This is a genomic window from Streptomyces sp. NPDC005202, assembly GCF_040608235.1.
In the GTDB taxonomy this organism is placed as follows: Bacteria; Actinomycetota; Actinomycetes; order Streptomycetales; family Streptomycetaceae; genus Streptomyces.
On the sequence record NZ_JBEXHW010000001.1, the window covers coordinates 353,199 to 375,502 of the forward strand.

Here is a 22,304-nt window from a genome sequence, read left to right on the forward strand (position 1 = left end):
GCGGCGTGCGGGAGTTCATCGTCGAGGCCGACGGCGGGTCGCGGGGCAACCCGGGGCCCGCGGGGTACGGGGCGGTCGTGACTGACGCGGCGACGGGGGAGACCCTGGCGGAGACCGCGGGGTACCTCGGCGTCGCCACCAACAACGTGGCCGAGTACCGGGGCCTGCTGGCGGGCCTGCGCGCCGCACATGAACGGGACCCCTCGGCCGCGGTCCATGTCCGCATGGACTCCAAGCTCGTCATCGAGCAGATGTCGGGCCGCTGGAAGGTCAAGCACCCCGACCTGAGGCCGCTCGCGGCGGAGGCGGCCCGGGTGTTCCCGCCCGGGCAGGTGACGTACGAGTGGATTCCCCGGGAGCAGAACAAGCGGGCGGACCGCCTGGCGAACGAGGCCATGGACGGGGGCACGTCGGCTTCCCCCACTTCGGCCGCTCCTTCCGCTGCCGCTGCTCCTTCTGCTGTCCCTGCCCCTTCCGCTGCTGCCTCCTCCGCTTCCTCCGCCGCTCCCTCTTCCGCCCCGGTTTCCGCTGTCCGCCGCGGGGCGGCGGGGCTTCCCGGCGACGCAGCTGCGAAGGCCGACGCCGACGTACGAGCCGCCCGCGTTGTCGCCACCCCCGGCTGGGCCCCCGCGGACCTCGGCGCTCCCGCCACCTTCGTACTCCTGCGGCACGGTGAGACGCCCCTGACTCCGCAGAAGCGGTTCTCCGGCAGCGGCGGCACCGATCCCTCCCTCTCCGACGTGGGCCGGGAGCAGGCCGAGCGGGTCGCGGCGGCTCTCGCCCGGCGCGGCACGATCCAGGCCGTCGTCTCCTCGCCCCTCGCCCGTACCCGCGAGACCGCGGGCATCGTCGCCGACCGTCTCGGCCTCGACGTGACGATCGACGAGGGACTCCGCGAGACCGACTTCGGCGCCTGGGAGGGGCTCACCTTCGCCGAGGTGCGCGAGCGCTACCCGGAGGACCTGAACGCGTGGCTGGCCTCGCCGGAGGCCGAACCGACCGGCGGCGGCGAGAGCTTCGCGGCGACCGCCACCCGGATCGCCGCCACCCGGGACAAGCTGATCGCGGCCCACGCGGGCCGCACCGTCCTGCTCGTCACGCACGTCACGCCGATCAAGACGTTCGTCCGCCTCGCCCTCGGTGCCCCGCCCGAGTCCCTGTTCCGCATGGAGCTGTCGGCGGCCTCGCTGTCGGCGGTGGCGTACTACGCGGACGGCAACGCGAGCGTCCGGCTGCTCAACGACACCTCTCACCTGCGCTGAGCCGCCCGCTTCCGCAGGATCTGAGCCGTCCGGGCGTCGGCCGGCAGGAACGCCTCCAGGTGCAGCTCGGCGAGCGTGACGTCGACCGCCGTGGCGGACGACGTCAGCGTGGTCAGCAGCCGCAACTCGCCCTCCGCGCACCGCAGGCGCAGCGCCACCGCGAACCCGGGACAGTCCTCGTCCGGCGCGCACGGCGGCACGTACCCGGCCGGCTCCTCGGCGAGCGCGTCGAGGAGCGGGTCGGGGGTGCGGGCGGCGCGCGCCCGCAGGTTCTCCACGATGTGCCGTCCCCACACGTCCAGGTTCACCATCCGCGGCGCCATCCCGCGCGGATGCAGCGCCAGCGGCAGCAGGTTGACCGGCGGCTCCAGCAGCTCCGGATCCCCGCCCTCCGCCGGCACGTCGAACGCCGCGTTCGCGGCGACGAGTTCACCTCGCGGCCCCGCCACCACCGCCGGATACGGCAGATGCCCTTCGAGGATGCCGTCCAACGCCTCCCGTACGGGCCGCACATCGGTCGCGTCCAGCGGTGACTCGGGGAACGCGGGCGCGTAACCGGCCGACAGCAGCGGGGCGTTGCGCTCCCGAGGGGCAACTCCAGCGACTCGGCCGGCCTCAGCACGACCGCCGCGCTCGCCTCCAGCCTGGTGACGATCCGGCGGCTCTTCGTCGGGCAGCCGCACCCACGTCGAGCAGATGAACCGCGCGATCGGCCTGCACGGCATCCGCCCGGTCTTCGACCGCGTCTTCCGCTTCGACGAGGTCCACCAGGCCTACCGCCACTACGAGAGCGGCGCCGCCTTCGGCAAGGTGGTCATCCGCGTCGCCTGAGCGCCGCCGCCGCGCGGGCCAGCGCCTCGATCCGCCCCCAGTCCCCGGCGGCGACGGCGTCCGCCGGAACCATCCAGGTCCCGCCCACGCAGCCGACGTTGGGCAGCGCCAGGTACTCCGGGGCGTTGCCGGGGCCGATGCCTCCCGTCGGGCAGAAGCGGGCCTGGGGGAGCGGACCGGCCAGCGACTTGAGGTACGCCGTGCCGCCCGCCGCCTGGGCCGGGAAGAACTTCATCTCCCGTACGCCCCTCTCCAGCAGCGCCACGACCTCCGACGTGGTCGACACCCCCGGCAGGAACGGCACCCCGGACGCCCGCATCGCCTCCAGCAGGGCCTCCGTCCAGCCGGGGCTCACCAGGAACCGCGCCCCGGCGGCCGCGCATTCCGTCACCTGGCCCGGCGTGATGACCGTGCCCGCGCCGACCACCGCCTCCGGTACGGCTCCGGCGATCGCTTGGATCGCGTCGAGCGCGGCGGGCGTCCGCAGGGTCACCTCGATCGCGGGCAGCCCGCCGGCCACCAGGGCCCGCGCCAGCGGTACGGCGTCGGCGGCGTCCTCGAGGACGACGACGGGCACGACGGGCGCGAGGTCCAGGACGGAGGCGCTCCGGGCAGGCGGAGAAGAGGGCAGCGGTGAGGTCATGGCCTCATCGTGCCCATACGACGCAGCATGCGCAAAGAGTGTTGCGCATGCTGCAACACAAGGGGTGGGGCGTCAGTGGATCTGCGTCACCACCACGTCCAGCGCCCACGCCTTCCCCGCCTTCGCGGGCGGCTCCGCCTCCACCACGTACCCGAGGTCCCGCAGCGCCTCCACCAGCTCCGCCGGGTCCTTCGGGGCGGCCCCGGCAGTCAGCAGGCTGCGGACGATCCGGCCCTTCGTCGCCTTGTTGAAGTGGCTGACGACCGACCGCCTCTCCACGCCGTCCACGACCTGCGCGTGCAGCACCCGCACGGTCGCCGTCCGCCCCGCGACCTCCCCCTTCGGCTTCCAGGCCGCCGCGTACGCCGAGGACCGCAGGTCCAGCACCAGCCCGTCCCCGGCCGCCTCGGGCAGCACCGCGGCCATCGGCGCACGCCAGTACGCGCCCAGCGCCCCGAGCCCGGGCAGCTTCACGCCCATCGAGCAGCGGTAGGAGGGAATGCGGTCGGTCACCCGGACGGCGCCCCACAACCCCGAGAAGACCAGCAGCGAGCGTGCGGCGCGCTTCCTGGCGGCCGCGTCGAGGGAGGCCAGGTCGAGGGCGTCGTAGAGCACACCGGTGTAGATCTCCCCGGCGGGCCGCGCCCCGGCCGTGCGCAGCCCGGCGTTCTTGGCGACCTCGCCGCGCTGGCCCTCGCTCAGCCCGAGCACCTCGCGTGCCTTGTCCTCGTCGCCCGTGCACAGCTCGACCAGCTCGGCGAGGACGGCCTCGCGGGCGGCGGTGAGCCCCGGCAGCGACAGCGACTCCGGCTTGAGCGGGGCGCCGCGGCCGGAGGAGGCCTTGCCTTCGGATGGGGGCAGCAGGACAAGCACGCGGTTCTCTCCTTCGGTAGCGCTCCGCGACAGCGTACGGCGTGCCACCCGGGCACCCCCGCCCTACGCTCGCTGTATGCCCCGCCGCCACATCCGCGTGACCGGCGCCCCCGAAGCGCCCCTGAGGGCCGCCCTCACCGCGCTGCGCACCGCCCTCGGCGTGCCCGCGAGCTTCCCGCCGGAGGTCCTGGCCGAGGCCGAACGGGCGGCGCGGGACCCCGCTCTCCCCCTCCACGACGCCACCGACATCCCCTTCTTCACCCTCGACCCGCCCGCCGCCACCGACCTGGACCAGGCGATGCACCTGTCCCGGCAGGGCCCCGGCTACCGCGTCCGGTACGCCATCGCCGACGTCGCCGCCTTCGTCGTACCGTCCGGCCCGCTGGACGCCGAGGCGCACCGGCGGGTGACCACCCTGTACTTCCCCGACGGCAAGGTCCCGCTGCACCCCGCGGTCATCAGCGAGGGCGCCGCCAGCCTGCTGCCCGGCCAGACCCGCCCGGCCACCCTGTGGACGATCGACCTGGACGCGGACGGCCGGACCCTCGCCGTCGACGTCCGCCGCGCGCTGGTCCGCAGCCGGGCCAGGCTCGACTACGCCGGCGTACAGAAGGAGATCGACGAGAAGACCGCCGACGAGCCGGTCGCGCTGCTGGAGGACATCGGGCAGCTGCGGGAGCGGCTGGAGGTCGAGCGGGGCGGCATCTCGCTCAACGTGACCGAACAGCAGGTCGTGGAGCACCCGGTGGGTGCAGAAGCGACCCACACGTACGAGCTGACGTACCGGGCCCCGCTCCCCGCCGACGGCTGGAACGCCCAGATCTCCCTGCTGACCGGCATGGCGGCGGCCGAGCTGATGCTCGCCCACGGCACGGGCGTGCTGCGCACCCTCCCGGCCGCCCCGGACGGCGCGGTCGCCCGGCTGCGACGTACCGCCCACGCCCTGCACATCGACTGGCCGCACCACGTCTCGTACGCCGCTCTCGTCCGCTCCCTCGACCCGCACCGACCGCACCACGCGGCCTTCCTCCAGGAGTGCACGACCCTGCTGCGCGGAGCCGGCTACACCGTCTTCCGGGACGGGAAGCTGCCGGAGATCACCACGCACGCCGCCGTCGCCGCGCCCTACGCGCACTGCACGGCCCCGCTGCGCCGCCTCGCCGACCGCTACGCCGCCGAGATCTGCCTCGCGGCCGTCGCCGGCCAGGACCCGCCCGACTGGGTGCTCGCCGCGCTCACCGCGCTGCCGGCGGAGATGGCCGAGGGCACCCGCCGCGCGGGCACCGTCGAGCGGGAGTGCCTCGACGTCGTGGAGGCCGCGCTGCTGAAGGACCGGGTCGGTGACCTCTTCGACGGCTGCGTGATCGACGTCGAGGAGCACCGGCCCACCGTCGGCACCGTCCACGTGGACTCCCCGGCCGTCGTCGCCCGCATCGAGGGCGGCACCGCCCCGCTGCCCCTGGGGGAACGGCTGCGGGTACGGCTCACCCGGGCCGACCCGGCAGCGGCGACGGTGCGGTTCGCGCCCGCGTGAGCGCGTCCACCAGGCGGTCGGCCGCGTCGGCGTGGACGCGGACGACGCGCACCTCCCGGCGCCTGCCGAGGAGGGTGACGTGGGTGACGGGCGCGGCGAGTTCGAGGGTGACGGAGGTCCGGGAGCCGACCGGGACGTCCAGTTCGCCGCCGGTCCGCTCGTGCGTCGTCCGCAGCTCGCGGCGCACGGACGCGATCGCCTCCAGCGGGATGCGCAGATCGACGTGGACGGCGTGCCGGATGCGGAAGGCGTCCGCGTCCAGCACATGCGGGCGGACCACCGAGGCCGCGTGCAGGGCGACGACGAAGAGGACCGTGTACACGTCGAGGAACAGCACCACCGCGTGCACGGTCGGCCAGTCCCGCAGCAGCACGGACATCGTCATCTCGATCACACAGACGAACGCGAACCCGGCCATGACCGCGCCCTGCCCGCGGGCGTACCCGAAGCCCTGCTTGCCTTGCGTACCGTGGGTGCGTCGCGCCACCCACAGCGCCAGGCTGGTGAACAACCGCAGTTCGTGCCGCGCCAGGGCGCACATCGCCCTCACCCCCGCCCCTGCGTGCCTCATCCCCGTCCCTCCGTGAGGATTCGCAGCGCCCGCCGGATCGCATCCGCCTGGGCCGGGGCGAAGTCCGCGTAGAGGGCGGGCAGGAAGCCGTAGTCGTCGTCGATGCCCGCCTCCGGGAGCATCTCCCGGGGGACGCAGCCGGCGATCGCGCGGGCCGCCTCCTCCACGCGCGGGTCGGCGGCGTCCGCGTCGGCGAGCGCGTCGAGCAGCGCGTACGCCTCCTGCGCCCGTGCCGCCGCGTCCGGTGAGGCGAAGGCGGTCTGCAGGGCGGCCACCAGCCGCTCCCGGTCCTCCGGGGCCGCGGAGGTCTCCAGCAGCGCCAGCACCTCGCGGTCCTTGACGGCCATGGGGGAGTCGGACAGGTGGGCGGTCTCCGCGAACAGGGCGGCCAGCTCGGGGGAGACCGGACCCTCGGCGGGCAGCTCACCGGCGTCCAGCAGCGCGCGCAGCCGGGCCCGGCGGTCCCGGATCGCGGCCTCCTGACGTGCCAGGTCCGTGTCGAGCTCTTGGAGCACCTCGGCGAGGTCCCGGCCGGCGTCGTCGGCGAGCACGTCCCGCACCTCCGCCAGGCCCAGCCCCAGCTCGGTCAGCCGCCGGATCCGGGCCAGGGCGACGGCGTGGCGGAGCGTGTACCGCCGGTAGCCGTTGGCGCGCCGCTCGGGCTCCGGCAGCAGGCCCAGGTGGTGGTAGTGCCGCACGGTCCGCGTGGTGACGCCGACGGCCGCGGCGAGTTCTCCGATCCGCATGCCCCCAGTACAGACGTTGACGTCGCGACAGGGTCGAGCGAGCGGCTCGCCGCGTCGTACGTCCCTGACGGCGGCCATGATCGTGTGCCACGATCGAGGGAACGGTTCCCGATCTCACGGCCAGGTGATCCGGCGATGTCCCCGTGTGGCGAGCGACCGAGGGAGGGGCGTGACATGACTGCCGTGGCTCATGAGCCCACCACGCCTGCTGAGGGACTGCTGGAGATCTTCCTGTCCCTCGACACCCCGGAGGGCTTCCGGGCCGAACTGATCCAGGGGGAGATCGTCGTGACACCGCCGCCGGACGGGGACCACGAGGACTGCATCAGCCTGATTGCCGAGCAGGTGATCAGGCGCTCCAGCACCGACATGCAGTTCTCCGGCAACAAGGGGCTGAAACTGAAGAGCGGAGGCGGCTGCCCGAAGGACCACGTGATCCCGGACGGCACGTTCGCCCCCAGGGAACTGCGGCTCTACCGGGGCGCCGACTCCTGGATGCCCTGCGACGGCGTCGCCATGATCCTGCAGGTGACGTCCACCAAGCCCAGGACCGACCGCGAGGCCAAACGCCGCTGCTACGCCCGCGGCGGCGTCCCGTTCTACCTGCTCGTCGACCGCGACACCGCCTCGGTCACGCTGTTCGGCGACCCGGAGAACGACGACTACCGCCAGCACTGCACGCTCCCCTTCGGCAAGCCCGTCGCCCTGCCCGAGCCGTTCGGCTTCGAGCTGGAGACGGCGGACTTCCTCTGAGCCTCCCGGCGCGCCCTCCAGGGCGCGCCGGCGGAATGGAAGCGCGGCTCCCGGCGTTGCGAAAGCGGTCGGCCCGCCCGGTACCATGGACGACACGGCAGACGAGCCGGGCGGACGGCCGCGTGGAGGCCCCCTGGCGGGGTGCTCCCCGAGGAACGTCCGGGCTCCACAGGGCAGGGTGGTGGCTAACGGCCACCCGGGGTGACCCGCGGGACAGTGCCACAGAAAGCAAACCGCCGGGGACCGTATCCGTACGGCCCCCGGTAAGGGTGAAACGGTGGTGTAAGAGACCACCAGTGCCCAGGGTGACCTGGGCAGCTAGGTAAACCCCACCCGGAGCAAGGTCAAAAGGGAGCCTTTCCTGGATACGGAAGGGCTTCTGCGCGGACGATCGAGGGCTGCCCGCCCGAGTCCGCGGGTAGACCGCACGAGGCCGGCGGCAACGCCGGTCCTAGATGGATGGCCGTCGCTCCAGGGGCCGCGAGGACCCTGGAGAACAGAACCCGGCGTACAGCCCGACTCGTCTGCCGCTCTCTGAACAAACCGCTCGGGTCGAATCCGGGTCGAATTCGGGCTGTAAGTATCGTCGTCCCTGTCCACTACCCATGCGGCATATCCGGGCATTCCGGGTGTCAAATGTGGTCCAGTGCCGTTCTATGGCGGACATCTCGGCATCTGATGCGCTCGGAAGTACATGTACGAGGTGTCTCCTTGCTGACCTGCTCTGGCTGAACTTGAGCACCGATGGCGCGTCCTCCAGCGAGCCGTGCCGGGTCGGGATAGGTGAAATTGTTCGCGCAGCATGTCGAGACGGCTGTCAATGGCGCCCTCTCGGGTGTCGCTGGACGCGGCGGGCTGAACCCTCGTGCGGCGGTGAAGGCTGCCGTGAATGGGCATGGGCGCTTGTGTGCGGCACGGACTTGGTGCGGCGGTGGTGGTCAGAAGCTGTTGTCTTTCCGAGCTTGAGGACGGCGTTTTAGCTGGTCGGGCATAGGGTCGACGATCCTGTGGGAGTGGTTGGTCTGTCGTGTCGCCGCTGCTGTGGAGGTCATGGATGCCGTCGGTCGTGGGGCTGCTGGAACAGCGTGAGCTCGTCGCTCGCCGTCGCGTGGACGAGCTGCGGGAGGAGGCCGACCGCATCCAGGCTGAACTGGCCGTGGCCGAGTGGGACTGGAAGGAATGGGCCATCGCTCACACGCGGGTGGGTGAGGTGCTTGCCCCGGCAGACGAGACCGAGCGTGGCCACGACCAGACCGACCGGACAGCACCGACCGCCGATGGGCAGGTTGAGGAGGCATCGTCAACGCCGGAAGCGGCGAAGGCGAAGTCGCAGGTGCCGGTGTGGCCTGAAGGGCTTGCGTGGTCGGCGTTGTCGGTGGACTACCAGCGCATCCTCAAGGGGCTCGCGGACCGTGCCCGGCTCAGGCAGGGGTCGATGACCTGCCAGGAGATGGCCGCTTTGTTCGGCATGGACGTGGTGCCGGCGCGGGTGGAGGCGCTGAGGTTGAAGGCGAAACGCCTGGTCGCGCGCGGCTGGGCAGTCGAGTCGGCGCCGGGCCGGTTCACGCTCGCCTGCGGCGTGAGCGGGCCAGGCGGCGGGTCATGAGCAGGGGCATCGACCAGTAGATCATCGCCTCGGCGCTGGTGGTGCGGCGTTCGAAGTCGCGTGGCAGGCGGCGGGTGCGCATCAGGTGGGCGAAAAGACGCTCGACGATCCACCGTTTGGGGCAGTACCACGAAGCCGCGCATGTTGTCGCTGCGTTTGACGACCGCCAGGACCAGGGTGAGTGTGACCAGGCAGTATTCGACGAGGCTGCCGGTGTAGCCTCCGTCGGCCCAGATGAGGGTCAGCAGGTGGTGGGCGTCGGCGACTTGGTGCAGCAGGACTTGGACGGCGGCGCGGTCACCGACATCCGCGCTTGTGACCATGACGAGCCGCCGACCCTGCCGTCCCCGTGCTCCAGCTCTTCCGCGACATCAAGGAACAGGGCTACACGGGCAGTCTCAACCTCCTCTACCGCTACATCACCCAGGGCCGCGCCGAAGGCAACCGGCCTGTGATCACCCCGCGACGCTTCGCCCGCCTCCTGCTCACCAGGCCCGACAGCCTCCGCGACAAGGACAGCGAACTCCTGGGCGTACTCACCGCCGCCTGCCCTCAGCTGACCGAACTGGCCGACTTCGTCCGACTGTTCGCCGACCTCCTCACCCCGGCTGCGGGCAACGACGCCAGGCTCGCCAAGTGGATCACCGCAGTCCGGGCCGCCGACCTGCCCCACCTGCACGCCTTCGCCAACGGCCTCGAACTCGACCGGGCCGCCGTCGACGCCGGCCTTGCGCTCCCGTACCACAACGGCCGCACTGAAGGCGTCAACACGAAGACGAAGAGAATCATGAGGCAGATGCACGGCCGAGCCGGGTTCACACTCCTCCGCCAAGCATCCTGCTCCAACAGCAGGACACTCAACGTCACCACCGATTACGGGACAGAGCCGTTGGCTGGACAGACCCACGTCCGCCCAGGTCACACCCTAGATTCGGCCCTCCAGGCGAACGAATTACGTCGAACCCGGGCGAGAGGGAAGGTGTGCGGGAGTGGTGGTCTCGATGAGGTCGCGGATCGCGGCCACGCCGCGGGCGATGCGGTCTTCGGACTCGCTGCCCACGGAGACCCGGATGTAGCGATCGCATGAGTCTCCGTACCCGATGCCGGGCACCACGCTGATCGCGCTCTCCTTCAGCAGCCGGCTGGCGAACTCGGTGGAGTCGAGGCTGGATCCGCCCAGGGAGGCGAAGAGATAGAACGTCGACGTGCCGGGCAATGTGTCGATGCCGTTGTCCGCGAACCAGGTACCGACGCGGTTGCGCAGTTGGACGGTGCGCTGGATCTGCGGTCTGGTGATGTCCAGAAGGTCGTCGAAACGTTCGGCGAGATAGGCCGCCAGAATGGTCGGCGCACAGGTGACCAGGTGCTGGTTGATCTTCAGAACCTGGTCGGTGAGCCGCTGGTTGGCGATGAGGTATCCGATCCGCCAGCCCGAGACGCCGTAGTTCTTTGACATCGAGTTAACCGTGACCGTGCGTTCCTTGTCCGGGTCGAGCGCCCCGGCCGCGAGGAACTCGGTGCCCGGCGGCATGAATTCGTTGTACGCCTCGTCGACGATCAGCAAGAGCCCATGACGGTCGGCCAGTTCGTGCAAATACTCCAGCTCGGCCCGGGTGTAGATGTGCCCGCTCGGGTTGTTCGGGTTGTTGATGATGACGGCACGTGTGCGCGCAGTGACGAACCGTTCGAAGTCGAAGACCGGCACATCGTGGGGAACCATCACCGGCTCGCCACGGCACATACGGATCTGCGCCGGATAACTCAGCCAGTACGGCTCCGGCACGATCACCTGGTCGCCGGGGTCGAGGATGACCATGAGCGCCATGTAGATGGCGGCCTTCGATCCGGCGGTGACGATCACCTCGGTGTCCGGGTCCACCGGGAGCGCGAACTTGGTCTCGTAGTACTTGGCCAGCAGCCGCCGCAGCTCCGGCAGTCCCCGGGAGTGCGAGTAGTGGTGCAGACCGGGCGTCGTGAGCCCGTCGAACACTGGCAGCGGCAGGTCGAAGAAGGCCTCGCCGAGGGACAGCGTGATGATGTCCCTTCCGGCGGCCTTCATGTCGTAGACGAGGTTGTTGTACTGGACCGACAGTGCCTGGCCGATGTCCTCCATCAGCAAGGAGGTGCGCAACGGCTGCTTCGTCGCGGTGTGCAGCTGTCCCCCCATCAGATCGTCCTCGTCTGGCCACTGCCCCAGACCACGTTCTTCACGGTGGTGAGCGCGTCCAGGCCCATGGGTCCCCGCACATGCAGCTTCTGGGTGGAGACACCGATCTCCACGCCGTAGCCGAACTCCCCGCCGTCGGAGTAGCGGGTGGAGGTGTTGACGAAGACGCTGCCGGAGTCGACCTCCCGGGTGAAGCGCCGCGCCACGTCGATGTCCTTGGCCACGATGCCCTCCGCGTTGGAAGTGCCCCACCGGCGGATGTGCGCGATGGCGCCGTCGGCATCGGGAACGACCTTGACCGCGAGCACGAGCCGCAGGTACTCGGTGCCCCAGTCCTCCTCGGTCGCGGCGACCGCCTTCGGCCAGACGCGCTGCACGGTCTCGTCGCCGCGGATCTCCACGCCCGTCTCGGCCAGTAGCTCAAGGACACCGGGCAGCCAGGACTCCGCCAGGTCCTCGTGGACCAGCAGGGTCTCCATCGCATTGCACACGCTGGGCCGGGAGGTCTTCGCGTTGATCGTCACTGCGGTCGCGATGTCCAGGTCGGCGGAGCCGTCGATGTAGGTGTGGCAGTTGCCGGCGCCGTCGATCACCGTGGGTACGGTTGCGTTCTGCTCGACGGAGGCGATCAGCTCCGGGCCGCCTCGCGGGACGAGCAGATCGACGTACCCCTTGGCACGCATGAGTTCCATGGCGGCATCACGGGACGGGTCTGATATCAGCTGAACGGCCGCGGCGGGCACTTCGTCGTGCTCGGAGATGGCCTCCGCCAGGGCCGCCATGATCGCAGCATTGGTGGCCGTGGCCATGGACGAGCCGCGCAGCACCGCGCAGTTGCCGGTCTTCAGGCTCAGCGCCGCGACCTCCGCCGTGACATTGGGCCGAGCCTCGTAGATCACCGCGATGACACCCAGCGGCTCCCGCACCTGCTCGACCAGCAGCCCGTTGGGTCGCGTCCAGCCCTTGACGACCTCACCGACCGGGTCCGCCAGCGATGCCACCTTGTGGATGGCCTTCACCAGGCCGGCCATCCTGCTATCGGTAAGGGTCAGGCGGTCGATGAGGGTGGGGGTGACGCCGGCCGCGCGGGTGGCCCCGATGTCCTGCTTGTTCGCCTCAATGATCGAGTCCCGGTGGCGCTCGACGGCGGCCGCCATGTCCAGGAGGACCTGGTCCTTCTGGGCCGTGGTCAGCTGTTTGACGGCGACGGACGCCTCCGCGGCAGCACGGCAGATCTCGGTTACCGACACAACTAGCCTCCAAAAACCTGTACGTAGTCACAGTCGTTGAACAATGCCGAGGCAGACCGGCCGCCGGCCCCGGCCTCCGCCGAGCTGAGGCGGACGCTGCCGCGGGCGATCACCCGGGAGTCCGAGCCGACGATGTCCACGACGTCGCCGCTGTCGAACGACCCCTTGATCGCGTCGACGCTCCCGCCGAGCAGGGCTCGGCCCGACTCGATGGCCTGCTGCCCCGCGGCATCGCAGACTACGGACCCGCTAGGGGGGTTCCGGAACGCACGCCACAGGCGACCGAGATCGGGTGAGGCGGAGTGGGATGTGCGCGGCGGGAAGACGGTCCCCGCCACCTCGTCGCCCCGGAAGGCCGCGACCAGGGCGGTGGAGTCCATGGCATCGGCCACCACGGTGCGGACCCCGGCGTGCGTGGCGATCCAGCAGGCGCTCAGTTTCACGAGCATGCCGCCGGTTCCGCCATCCTCGGTGGATCCCCCGGCCACTGCCTCGACCTCGGAGATCGGACCCGTCACCTCGGCGATGCGCGCAGCGTCCTCGCCGAGCAGCGGGTTGCTGTCGTAGAGGCCGGCCACGTTGGTGAGCAGCAGAAGCAGCCGCGCTTCAATGAACCCGCTGAGCAGAGCGGCCAGTACGTCGTTGTTGCGCACGCCCAACGCGTCGTTCTCGTTGACGATGGGCACCATGCCCAGCGACCGCATCAGGTCGAGCGTGCGGCGGACCCCCCCTCCGCGTTCCGGCGCGACGAGATCGTGCGGCGTCAGCAGGATCTGCCCTGTTTCAAGGCTGTACGCGGCAAATCGGGCATGGAGTGCGGAGTACAGCACTCCCTGACCGAGCGCCGCCGCAGTCTGTGCGGCCTCCGTTGTGTCCTGTGTCAAAGTGCTGTGCTTGGTCCGGCCCAGTGCGATGGCCCCTGAGGTGACGAGCACCGGCGCCAAACCGGCCTCGATTCCCTTCGACACCGTCGCGCAGAGGGTGTCGAGCTTGACGGGGTCCACCTTTCCCCGAGTGATCAGGGACGAAGTTCCGACCTTGATGACGACCCGGTTGCCAGTGCCGTCGTTGATTCCATCCCGCATGGTCTCCTCGCCTGAACCTCGGCAGTCGATATGAGAGAGCGGAGGGGCGGTGGCCGCTTCCAAGGGGAGATGGTTGCCGGGAGTGGTGTTCTCCCAATGTGCTGCCGATTCGCTGCCGCTGTCTGGCGCTCGCGCACCGCGGAATTCAGCGCTTTCCATGACCTCTGCCCCTGCATGGGCGGTTGTTCGACGCGTTGCGCCGGGTCGCCAACTGGCTAAACTCGCCGGGGTGTTGGCGCCTGATCAATCGGGAGGGGTCACTTGTTCAGGACTCGCCCGACGTCGCGCTGTGCGCCTCGGTTACGGGGCGAATTCAGAATGGGGAGCTCCTATGGCAGAACCTACGGTGCCCAGCACTTCGTCGCCGGGCCTGTCCCCGCAGTCGCCCCCGGCGGACCCCAGCAGGCGCAACACCTGGGTGCTGGTGTCGTTCACCGCCGTGACCAACCTGACCGACGGCGTGACCAAGGTGGCGCTCCCTCTCGTCGCCACGTCACTGACCGACTCACCCGCTCTGGTCTCGGGTGTGCTGCTCACCCTGACCCTGCCGTGGCTGCTGGTCGCGCTGCACGTGGGCGTGCTGGTCGACCGGTCTGATCGCCGCAAGCTCCTGTGGCTGGCCAACACCATGCGCATGACCGTGGTGCTCAGTCTTTTCACTGCCGTGGCGACTGACGTGGTCAGCCTTCCCATGCTCTACGGGGGCGGGCTGATCCTCGGTGTCGCGGAGGTGATAGCTCTGACGTCCGCCGCGGCGCTGGTCCCGGCCGCCGTGGCACCAGCCGGTCGCGAGCGCGCCAACACCTGGGTGACAGCGGCGGAGACGCTGTGCAACGAGTTCGCCGGGCCCTTCGTGGGCGGCATCCTCGTCGCCGCGAGTGCTTCTATCGCGCTCGGCGCGACTATCGCCGGATACGCGTTGGCCGTCCTCATCCTGCCCTTCCTGGTGGGCCGGTTCCGGATCTCACGGCAGTCTGGCCAGCCAGAGCTGACCGTCCATCAGCAGATCGGCGAAGGCCTGCGGTTCCTGTGGAACCAGCGGCTGCTGCGGATGCTCTCGCTGACGGTCACCGGGCTCATCACCTGCTGGTCCGCCTGGTTCGCCCTCATGCCGCTGATCGCGACGAAGGAGTTGGGCCTGAGCGCGGACCGTTACGGCATGCTCGTGGGGGCGCTGGGCGTCGGCGGTGTCGTGGGCACGATGAGCGTCGGCCTCGCCAACCGGCTCCTCGGCCGGCGGTGGGTCATGTTCGGAAACATCTTCTTCTCCGCTTCCATGGTCGCTGTCCCGGCGTTGACCAGCAACATCTGGGCGATTGGAGCAGCCGCGTTCCTCGGCGGCATGGGGGGCACACTGTGGGCGGTCAACTCCCGCAGCATCAGTCAGACTCTGGTGGGTGCCGAGTTGATGGGCCGCTACAGCGCCGCCGCCCGGCTCTTCTCCTGGGGCTCCATCCCGGTCGGTGCCGCGGTGTCGGGAGCGCTCGCCCAGTGGCTGGGGTACCGGGTGACGTTCGGCCTCTTCGCCGTGGCCACAGCGGTGGTCATCGTTCCCTTCCTGCGGGTCTTCACGCCGAAGGTGCTCACCGAAGTCGAAGCTCGGATCGCAGCCCGCTGACGGTCGGGACGTCCCTCCATTCGCGCGGTGCCATTCGCGTCAACGGCTTGTCCGCGAGTGGAGGTTGGTCCCGACAAACAGCCGAAGACACCGTGCATTCCTCCTCATTACATTGAACCTCCGCCACCCTGATTTCTGCTGGCGAGCGCGGCTGGTGTGACATGTCCGGGGGGGGGTACTTGGGCAGGTCGACGGCGGAAGTCCTGGGTCTTGATCGTTAGCCTCGATCGTTCGCGCCCCCAGCAGACTCGGAGGTCTTCGTGATGCAGCTGAGCTTGAGTCGTGAGCTCGTTGTCGCCTGCCGGTGGAAGACCGGTCAGGGTAGCTGCCAGGAGGCCCGGTAGCAGACTGGCGGCGTCGGGGGGAAACGCCCGGCGTCGAAGCCCAGTGTCGAAAGCCCTGCAAGGGGGAGCAAAGCAGCGGTCCGTAGCATCACGCGAAGTTAGCGTCGTCGTTACAGTACGTGACGGTCAACACACGTCACAGGACAGGCGCATCGACAGCACATCGAGAGAACAACTCGGCTCGGAAGAATCGCCGTGCAGGCGTCGTAAGCGCCCGGCGGAGCCTCTTCGCGGGCCACGCCCACCGTTACCTGTTGCACGAGCGGACCCACGCTCGGCGTACGAGCCATCGGCATGAGGTGGAGACAACGTGCTGACCACACCGCCAGACCTTGATTCGATGATCGCGCAATATGCCACGGGAGATTTCGGCGACTCCACATTGATCCATGAGGCCGGTCTGGAGTCGCTGTCGCTCCTGCGCCTTGCTGTTGAGGTCGCCGCCGGCGCGGACGCGGAGATCGACGCTGCGGGCTTGGTCGACGTACGGACGGTCGGGGACCTTAAGGTCTGGCTTACCAGCCTGGTCGCGAACGATGCAGATGAGGCCGGTGCCGCATGCTGAAGAACACCGCGGCCTCAAGCACGACGGACCCCGCCCTTCTGCCTATTACCGATTCCCAGAAGGGGCTGCTCGTCGTCGACAGCAGGGTGCCGACCCCCGAGATCTACAACCAGATCATGCAGTTCGACCTAGAGCCGCGGCTGTCTGGCAATGCCGTCGACCATGCCCTCGCGGTACTGGTCACGGTTCAGCCGGCTCTGCGCCAGGTCTTCGGCCACCTGCCGAGGATGCATTCCAGGTTCACCCCTCCGCCGGAGACGGGACATGTGCCGTTCGAGCGGGTGGACGTACCGCCGGGCGAGTACGCCGCAGCTGCCGAGGCATTGGCGAGGCGGCTCGGGCAACGCCCGTTTGACCTCGCGGCAGGGCCGGCCTATCGATTGGGATACGTACGCGCCACTGACGGCTCCGCGGCCGCCATTCTGCTGTGCGGCCATCACATCGTCGGGGACGGCGTCTCGATGGGGCCGATCATCCGTGACTTGGAATCCGCGCTGACCTCGAAGCTCACCACAGAGGACGTCGAAACGCTGCGCGAGGCACGCGAATCGGCCTTCCTTCGGGAACTTGAGGCGCAGAACCGGGCCTCCGGCTCGCCGGAGACGGCCGAGCACGTCAAGGTATGGGCCGAGCAGTTGCGTGGCGTCCCACCTCTTGTGCTGAACCCCCGGCCGGGGCGGCCAGAGGAGACGGACTTCTCCGGTGCACGCCTTTCGTGGCTTCTCAGTGAGCGAGAAGCGTCCGACTTCCAGGAGACGTGCAAGCGGCTGTCCGTCACGCCCTTCGTACTGCTGAGCGCCGTCTACGGGGCCGTACTCGCCCGGCACGGCGGTGTGTCCACGGTCCTGATCGGCAGTCCCCTGTCGGCCAGGCGCACAGTTCGCTCGTACGACCTCTGCGGATTTTTCGTCAACACTCTGCCCGTCACGGTCGACGTGGACTGGTCGCGCACGGTGGACGAGCACATCGCCGAGACCGTCCGGGAAGCCGTCGACTACTGCCGCGCCAGGGTCGCAGTCACGCTCAACCAGCTCGTGGCGGCTGTCGGGCAGGACCGCACCAGCAACCGCAACCCATTGTTCTCCTGCATGCTCGCGATGCAGGACACCTTCGACGGGAAATCGACTGGCGCCGTCGTCGGGGTGCAGGAACCGGGCAACGGAACGGCGAAGTTCGACCTGTGGCTCGGTGCCACGAAGGTGGAGAGCCGATGGTTGCTGGAGCTCGAGTACGACCGGCATCTGATACCGGAGGCTGTCGCGGACGCGCTACTCGCGTCGCTGCGCACGGCACTGCGTCGCACGCTCGAAGACGGCACCCGCCCGTTGGCCGATCTGTTCACCGACGGCGACATTCCGGACACAGCTACCGAGTTGGCGGATGCCGGCCGACTGGCACCGGCTTTGGCCTGCAGTCTCGCGGAGTGGATCGAGCAGGCCGCTCGCCGTACGCCCGACGCGATCGCCGTCGAGGAGCCCCTGCGGAACCTGACGTACGGCGAACTCATGGCCGGCGCCGAGCGAACCGCCGACGGACTGGCCCGGCATGGCGTCACGCCGGGGCAGGTCGTCGGCCTGTCCCTGGACGGGCTGTGCGACACCGTGATCGCGATGCTCGCGATCCTGCGCTGCGGTGCCACCTATCTGCCGCTGGACACGAGCCTGCCGTGGGAACGCCTCGCTCACATGGCGGACCAGGCAGGTTGCCGCCTAATCGTCGGCCACGGCCTCAACCTCCCCGGGACGCGCACCACCAGCCTGGCCGAACTCTCCGTCCCCGGCGACGGGCCCCGTGCCTCGGGCGGCTCCGCCGACTCAGCGGTGTACCTGATGTTCACCTCGGGATCGAGTGGCGTCCCCAAGGGGGTGGTGATGGGCCACCGGCCCCTGCTGAACCTGGCCGCGTGGCAGATCTCCGCCATGGAGCACGATGTGACGACGCGCTTCCTCCAGTACGCGCCCCTCGGCTTCGACGTCTCTTTCCAGGAGATCATTCCGACACTCGCCTCGGGCGGCACCGTCGTCTCCCGCGAGCCGGCCGACCGGCGGGACTTCCCGGCGCTGATCCGGCGCATCGAGGAGACACGGGTCAGCCACGTCTTCCTGCCGGTGGCGGCCCTCCGCTCGTTCGTCCAGGCCGCACGGCGTGCCTCGGCCCACTTTCCCGGCCTGCGGCGCGTCTGCGTCTCCGGTGAGCAGCTCCTCGTCGACGACGAGATCCGCCGGTTCTTCGTCGACCACCCAGAATGTGTGCTCGTCAACCTCTACGGTCCCACCGAGACCAACGCCGCCACGGTGCACGAGATGCGGGGCGACGACGCGCGGTGGCCCGCCCACGCACCGATCGGCCGCCCGTTGCCGGGTGTGGCGGCGTACGTGGTCGACGGGACGGGCCATCTCGCACCCGTCGGCGTACCCGGCGAGCTCTACCTCGGCGGCGTCAGCCCCGCGGACGGCTATCTCGACGCAGAACGGACCGTGGCGAGCTTCCTGCCCGACCGGTTCTCCGGCGACGGCACCTCGCGCATGTACCGCACAGGTGACCAGGTGGTGCGGAACGCCGACGGGACACTGATCTTCCTAGGCCGACGGGACAGCCAGACGAAAATCCGCGGTTACCGGGTGGAGCTCGGCGAAATCGAGGCGGTCGCCAACACCGCGGCCGGAGTCAGGCAGTCCGTCGCAGTGGCGAGAGGGCTCGGGGCCGACCGCGAACTGGTCCTCTTCCTCGTCGCGGAGCCCGGCGCCGACCCCGATCACGGGGAGCTCCAGGCCCGGATCTCCGCAGCACTGCCGTCGTACATGTCGCCGTCCTGGACCTTTGACATCGACCGGATACCGACGTCGCGCACTGGCAAGACCGACCGGGACGCCCTGGCCGCCCTGGCGGACCGGCATATCGCCGAGCAGAAGACGAACGCGGCCACGACCACGGTCGAATACGCCTCCGATCTGGAGCGCGGACTGGCCGCCATCTGGTCGTCGATCCTGGAGACTGACGGCATCGCCCGCGACCGGTCCTTGATCGATTACGGAGCCCACTCCCTGAACATCTTCACGGCCCTCGCCGAGATCGAGGAGGAGTACGGCACGACGGTCCCGGTAGCCGAGTTCTTCCGGTCGCCCACCATCGCGACGCTCGCCGCACTCGTACGGGCGAGCCTGGCCGAAGATGCCCAGCACGCACGAGATGTTGACGTCGCCGAAGACGAGGCCCAGGCATGACGGCCGCGACTGTGCCCGGCCGCCTCATCACGATGGCACGGGGCAAGGACCGCCCCGGCTGCCTGATCCTGCCAGGGGCCAGCGGCGGACTCACCCCGTATTGGCGGCTGGCCTCGGTGCTCGGCAGGACCCATTCCGTGGACTTCGTACGACCCTTGGGGCTCATGCCGGGCGAAGAGCCAGAGACGACGGTCGCGGAGATGGCCGAGTCAGTACTCGGCATCGTCAACGGGGCAGCCACGGTGCCGCAGTTGGTGGCCGGCTGGTCACTCGGCGGCCTCGTGGCATGGGAGGTCTGCGCCAGGCTCGCCGAGGACGGACACCGGCCGGATCTCGTGATCGTCGACAGTTCACCGCTGCCCCGGGTGCCCGAGCCGGGCGAGGACGAGTGGATCCGGGACAAGATGGTGGCCGATCTCGGCCCGAAGGCAAATCCGCGGTCCGTCGGCAGTGTGGTGCGCACCTTCGCGGCGCAGGCCGCCGCCCTCACCGACTACGCGACCGAGTCGGTTTACCCGGGCAGGCTACTGCTCCTCGTGTGTTCCCCGTACGACAAAGGCGACCGGCAGGCCGCCGTACGGCGCTGGCGGGAACTCGCGCCGAACCTGGACCTCGTCCGCCTCGACGCCGGACATTACGACGTGTTCGAGCCCGCGCACCTTCCCCAGTTGGCCGAGGCCATTCACGCGTTCCAGAACCAGGACGGGCGATGACAGCTGAAACAGGGACGACAGCGACGACTCGGCCTCCGGTAGCCGTCGTCAGCGGCGGAACCCGCGGTATCGGCCTCGCTTTCAGCCGCCGTCTGGTGAAGCTGGGTTTCCAGGTGAACGCGCTGTACCGGTCCGACGAGGATGGTGCGCGCAGGGCGGTGCGGGAGTTGGGCCCCAGGCTGAACACCGTGCGGGTGGATCTGTCCGACGGAGCCTCGGTGGTCGAAGCGGCGGAGGCGGTTGTGGCGGAGTACGGGCCGCCGGTGGTCCTGATCAACAACGCCGGGATGAACGTCGACCGTCCGTTCCTGAAGATGAGCCACGACGACTGGCGGCGGGTCATCGACACCAACCTCTCCGGTGTCTTCTATCTGACCCGCGCGCTCGCCCCGGTGATGGTGGCCTCCGGCACCGACGCGACGATCGTCAACGTCGGCGCCACCACGGGCATCCGTCCCCGCCGCAACGGCGCCAACTACTGTGCGAGCAAGGCGGGTCTGCTGCATCTGACCAAGTGCCTCGCTCTCGAACTGGCCCCCCGCGTCCGGGTCAACTGCCTGATTCCCGGCAACACCGAGACCGACGAACTGGTCGAGCGGTTCAACCTGAACGATCCGGACGCCCGGCGCGGAATGCTCGACGAGATACCGCAGCGGCGGATCGCCGCCCCGGAAGAGATCGCGAACGCCCTCGAATTCCTCGTCAGCCCGAGCAGCGCGTACATGACGGGACAAAAGCTCGTCGTGGACGGCGGACAGTTCATGTGGTGACGGGCACGGCGGCACGTTCGGGCGCGAGCAGTACCCCACTCCTTGGACATCTCGATCAGCGTCTCCTCCGAAAGGGAAGCACCATGACGACCCGCACCCTCTACGACTGGTTCCGGGCCTCCGCCGAGGCGCATCCGGACGACCCGGCCCTTGAGGTGCTAGACGTCACCCTCACCTACGCCGAACTACGGGCCGCTGCCGAGTGGATGTCGGCCCGCATCGTCGAAGCGGCGGGTGGCCGGCCCGACAGAGTGGGCCTGCTCACCTCGCGCACTGCGGTCAGCTACGTCGCCTATCTGGCGGTGCAGCGGCTCGGTGCGACCGCGGTGCCGCTGAACCCCGCGGCCCCGGCGTCGCGCAACCTCGACATCACCAAGGAGGGCGGACTCGATCTCACGGTGTTCGACGACACCGCGGGTGACGGCGCGGCGGAGTACCGGCACAACGCCGGAGTACAGCTGCTCGACATGACGGGCGAGAAGTGGCGCCCCCTGCTCGCACCCGAACCGTCGGACGACATCCCGGGCCAGGTCCACCCGCCTGAGACCGGCACGGCGTACATCATCTTCACCAGCGGAACCACCGGCAGGCCCAAGGGCGTGCCCACCACGTACGCCAGCGTGAACGCGTTCCTCACGGAGGTCATTCCGCGCTATGAACTCGGCCCCGGCTGCAGGGTCTCGCAGAACTTCGAGATGTCCTTCGACGGCTCGGTGTCCGAGATGTTCAGCACCTGGGGGTCCGGCTCGACCCTCTGCGTGGCGCAACACGGTGACGTGTTCACCCCGGTGCGGATCGTCAACACGAAGCGGCTCACCCACTGGATGTCGGTGCCGTCCGTCATCTCCTTTGCCAAGCGCCTGCGCGCGCTGGCCCCCGGGAGCATGCCCACGCTACGGCGTGGCCTGTTCGGCGGGGAGAGGCTCGGCATCGACCAGGCTGAGGCTTGGTGCGCCGCGGCGCCGAACGCGGTCATGAACAACTGCTACGGCCCGACGGAGACCACGATCGTCATCACCGGGTACGAGGTTCCGCGGGAGCGGGCCGACTGGCCGGAGACCACCAACCGGTCCATCCCCATCGGCCTCCCGCACCCGCATCTGGACTGGCTCCTGCTGGACGAGGACCTGCGGCCCGCCGACGACGGTGAGCTGTGTGTGCGTGGCCCGCAGCGTTTCCCCGGCTATCTGGACCCCAGGGAGAACGCCGGGCGGTTCGTCCTCATGGAATCGGGCTCGGACTCCGACTCGAACCACGGCCGCGGCCGCATCCACGACGGCCAGGAGCCGCTCACGCCGGAGCACTACTACCGCACCGGCGACCGGTGCCGGCTCGAAGGCGGTGAACTGGTCCACCTCGGACGGGTCGACGGACAGGTCAAGATCCGCGGAAACCGGATCGAACTCGGTGAGATCGAGTCGGCGCTGCGGTGTCACCTCTCGATCGACGAGGCCATAGTCCTCGTCGTCCCCGCCGCTGATGGCGAGAACGAACTGCGCGCCGTGTACACCGGCAAGGAGGTCCCGGCGGACGAATTCACGAAGCTGGTCTCCGCCCTGCCCCGCTATATGCATCCGCGCAGCTACCACCACCGCGAGTCGATCCCGCTGACCACCGTCGGGAAGGTGGACCGCAAGCGGCTGACCGACGAGTTCGCGGCCTGACGTGCGTCCAATGTCCGACCCGACCAGTTCACCGTGCCCGACTCGCCCTAGTTATCCGACCCGATCAGTTGTACAAGTCACTGAG

General features: G+C 69.6%; 19 protein-coding genes, 1 other RNA gene and 2 pseudogenes. 13 read left to right on the top strand and 9 right to left on the bottom strand.

Going from position 1 to position 22,304, the window contains the following annotated elements; translation table 11 throughout:
* Positions 1-5: 5 nt before the first annotated feature.
* On the top strand, positions 6-1,262 hold the full coding sequence (locus ABZV31_RS01635) for a bifunctional RNase H/acid phosphatase (protein ID WP_355886613.1): 1,257 nt from the start codon (positions 6-8) through the stop codon (positions 1,260-1,262).
* Here ABZV31_RS01635 and ABZV31_RS01640 read toward each other — a convergent pair.
* Positions 1,250-1,945, bottom strand: a complete 696-nt coding sequence (locus ABZV31_RS01640) for a transcriptional regulator (RefSeq protein WP_355886616.1) — start codon at positions 1,943-1,945, stop codon at positions 1,250-1,252. The two genes, ABZV31_RS01635 and ABZV31_RS01640, sit on opposite strands and share 13 nt — an antisense overlap.
* 13 nt (positions 1,946-1,958) lie before the next feature.
* Between ABZV31_RS01640 and ABZV31_RS01645 the strand changes: the two genes are divergently transcribed.
* Positions 1,959-2,093, top strand: a complete 135-nt coding sequence (locus tag ABZV31_RS01645; RefSeq protein ID WP_355886619.1) for a zinc-binding dehydrogenase — start codon at positions 1,959-1,961, stop codon at positions 2,091-2,093.
* On the opposite strand, the gene eda is transcribed toward ABZV31_RS01645, so the two are convergent.
* Both eda and yaaA read right to left on the bottom strand, forming a co-directional pair.
* Positions 2,077-2,736 (bottom strand): bifunctional 4-hydroxy-2-oxoglutarate aldolase/2-dehydro-3-deoxy-phosphogluconate aldolase, encoded by a 660-nt coding sequence (gene eda / locus ABZV31_RS01650; RefSeq protein ID WP_355886622.1) that lies wholly within the window; start codon positions 2,734-2,736, stop codon positions 2,077-2,079. The two genes, ABZV31_RS01645 and eda, sit on opposite strands and share 17 nt — an antisense overlap.
* A 72-nt stretch (positions 2,737-2,808) precedes the next feature.
* Complete coding sequence (yaaA, locus tag ABZV31_RS01655) at positions 2,809-3,609, bottom strand: peroxide stress protein YaaA (protein ID WP_355886624.1); 801 nt, start codon at positions 3,607-3,609, stop codon at positions 2,809-2,811.
* Positions 3,610-3,685: 76 nt separating this feature from the next.
* Between yaaA and ABZV31_RS01660 the strand changes: the two genes are divergently transcribed.
* A complete protein-coding gene (locus ABZV31_RS01660) occupies positions 3,686-5,143 on the top strand; it encodes an RNB domain-containing ribonuclease (RefSeq protein WP_355886626.1) in 1,458 nt (485 codons plus the stop codon).
* Here ABZV31_RS01660 and ABZV31_RS01665 read toward each other — a convergent pair.
* A complete protein-coding gene (locus ABZV31_RS01665) occupies positions 5,094-5,714 on the bottom strand; it encodes a hypothetical protein (protein WP_355886628.1) in 621 nt (206 codons plus the stop codon). The two genes, ABZV31_RS01660 and ABZV31_RS01665, sit on opposite strands and share 50 nt — an antisense overlap.
* Complete coding sequence (locus tag ABZV31_RS01670; protein ID WP_355886631.1) at positions 5,711-6,460, bottom strand: MerR family transcriptional regulator; 750 nt, start codon at positions 6,458-6,460, stop codon at positions 5,711-5,713. Before ABZV31_RS01670 ends, ABZV31_RS01665 begins: the two co-directional genes overlap by 4 nt.
* 174 nt (positions 6,461-6,634) lie before the next feature.
* Here ABZV31_RS01670 and ABZV31_RS01675 point away from each other — a divergent pair, with 174 nt between their 5' ends.
* The 3 genes from ABZV31_RS01675 to ABZV31_RS01685 all read left to right on the top strand — a co-directional run bounded on the left by ABZV31_RS01675 (position 6,635) and on the right by ABZV31_RS01685 (position 8,819).
* A complete protein-coding gene (locus tag ABZV31_RS01675; RefSeq protein ID WP_355886633.1) occupies positions 6,635-7,213 on the top strand; it encodes a Uma2 family endonuclease in 579 nt (192 codons plus the stop codon).
* A gap of 102 nt (positions 7,214-7,315) precedes the next feature.
* Positions 7,316-7,740, top strand: an RNA gene (gene rnpB / locus ABZV31_RS01680) — RNase P RNA component class A.
* 527 nt (positions 7,741-8,267) lie between these two features.
* Complete coding sequence (locus ABZV31_RS01685; protein ID WP_355886636.1) at positions 8,268-8,819, top strand: hypothetical protein; 552 nt, start codon at positions 8,268-8,270, stop codon at positions 8,817-8,819.
* Positions 8,820-8,865: 46 nt separating this feature from the next.
* Here the strand turns inward: ABZV31_RS01685 and ABZV31_RS01690 are convergent.
* Positions 8,866-8,989, bottom strand: a pseudogene (locus ABZV31_RS01690) (IS5/IS1182 family transposase); the annotation flags it as partial.
* A 155-nt stretch (positions 8,990-9,144) separates the two neighbouring features.
* Between ABZV31_RS01690 and ABZV31_RS01695 the strand changes: the two are divergent.
* Positions 9,145-9,648: pseudogene (locus ABZV31_RS01695) on the top strand (transposase); the annotation flags it as partial.
* Positions 9,649-9,771: 123 nt separating this feature from the next.
* Here ABZV31_RS01695 and ABZV31_RS01700 read toward each other — a convergent pair.
* The 3 genes from ABZV31_RS01700 to proB are packed head-to-tail and all read right to left on the bottom strand — an operon-like array spanning position 9,772 to position 13,321.
* Positions 9,772-10,986 carry a pyridoxal phosphate-dependent aminotransferase gene (locus ABZV31_RS01700; protein ID WP_355886639.1) on the bottom strand — a complete coding sequence of 405 codons (1,215 nt, stop codon included), beginning with the start codon at positions 10,984-10,986 and terminating at the stop codon, positions 9,772-9,774.
* Positions 10,986-12,236 carry a glutamate-5-semialdehyde dehydrogenase gene (locus tag ABZV31_RS01705; protein WP_355886642.1) on the bottom strand — a complete coding sequence of 417 codons (1,251 nt, stop codon included), beginning with the start codon at positions 12,234-12,236 and terminating at the stop codon, positions 10,986-10,988. Before ABZV31_RS01705 ends, ABZV31_RS01700 begins: the two co-directional genes overlap by 1 nt.
* 2 nt (positions 12,237-12,238) lie before the next feature.
* Complete coding sequence (proB, locus tag ABZV31_RS01710; RefSeq protein ID WP_355886644.1) at positions 12,239-13,321, bottom strand: glutamate 5-kinase; 1,083 nt, start codon at positions 13,319-13,321, stop codon at positions 12,239-12,241.
* A 331-nt stretch (positions 13,322-13,652) separates the two neighbouring features.
* Here proB and ABZV31_RS01715 point away from each other — a divergent pair, with 331 nt between their 5' ends.
* From ABZV31_RS01715 to ABZV31_RS01740, 6 genes are all read left to right on the top strand, one after another.
* Positions 13,653-14,939, top strand: coding sequence for an MFS transporter (locus ABZV31_RS01715; protein WP_355886647.1), 1,287 nt, complete (start codon positions 13,653-13,655; stop codon positions 14,937-14,939).
* A 654-nt stretch (positions 14,940-15,593) separates the two neighbouring features.
* Positions 15,594-15,848, top strand: a complete 255-nt coding sequence (locus tag ABZV31_RS01720; protein WP_355886649.1) for a hypothetical protein — start codon at positions 15,594-15,596, stop codon at positions 15,846-15,848.
* On the top strand, positions 15,842-19,072 hold the full coding sequence (locus ABZV31_RS01725; protein WP_355886652.1) for an amino acid adenylation domain-containing protein: 3,231 nt from the start codon (positions 15,842-15,844) through the stop codon (positions 19,070-19,072). The genes ABZV31_RS01720 and ABZV31_RS01725 overlap by 7 nt, the downstream gene beginning before the upstream one ends.
* Positions 19,069-19,785, top strand: a complete 717-nt coding sequence (locus ABZV31_RS01730; RefSeq protein WP_355886655.1) for an alpha/beta fold hydrolase — start codon at positions 19,069-19,071, stop codon at positions 19,783-19,785. Before ABZV31_RS01725 ends, ABZV31_RS01730 begins: the two co-directional genes overlap by 4 nt.
* Positions 19,782-20,555, top strand: coding sequence for an SDR family NAD(P)-dependent oxidoreductase (locus tag ABZV31_RS01735; RefSeq protein WP_355886657.1), 774 nt, complete (start codon positions 19,782-19,784; stop codon positions 20,553-20,555). Before ABZV31_RS01730 ends, ABZV31_RS01735 begins: the two co-directional genes overlap by 4 nt.
* A gap of 83 nt (positions 20,556-20,638) precedes the next feature.
* Positions 20,639-22,219 carry an AMP-binding protein gene (locus tag ABZV31_RS01740; protein WP_355886660.1) on the top strand — a complete coding sequence of 527 codons (1,581 nt, stop codon included), beginning with the start codon at positions 20,639-20,641 and terminating at the stop codon, positions 22,217-22,219.
* Positions 22,220-22,304 lie beyond the last annotated feature (85 nt).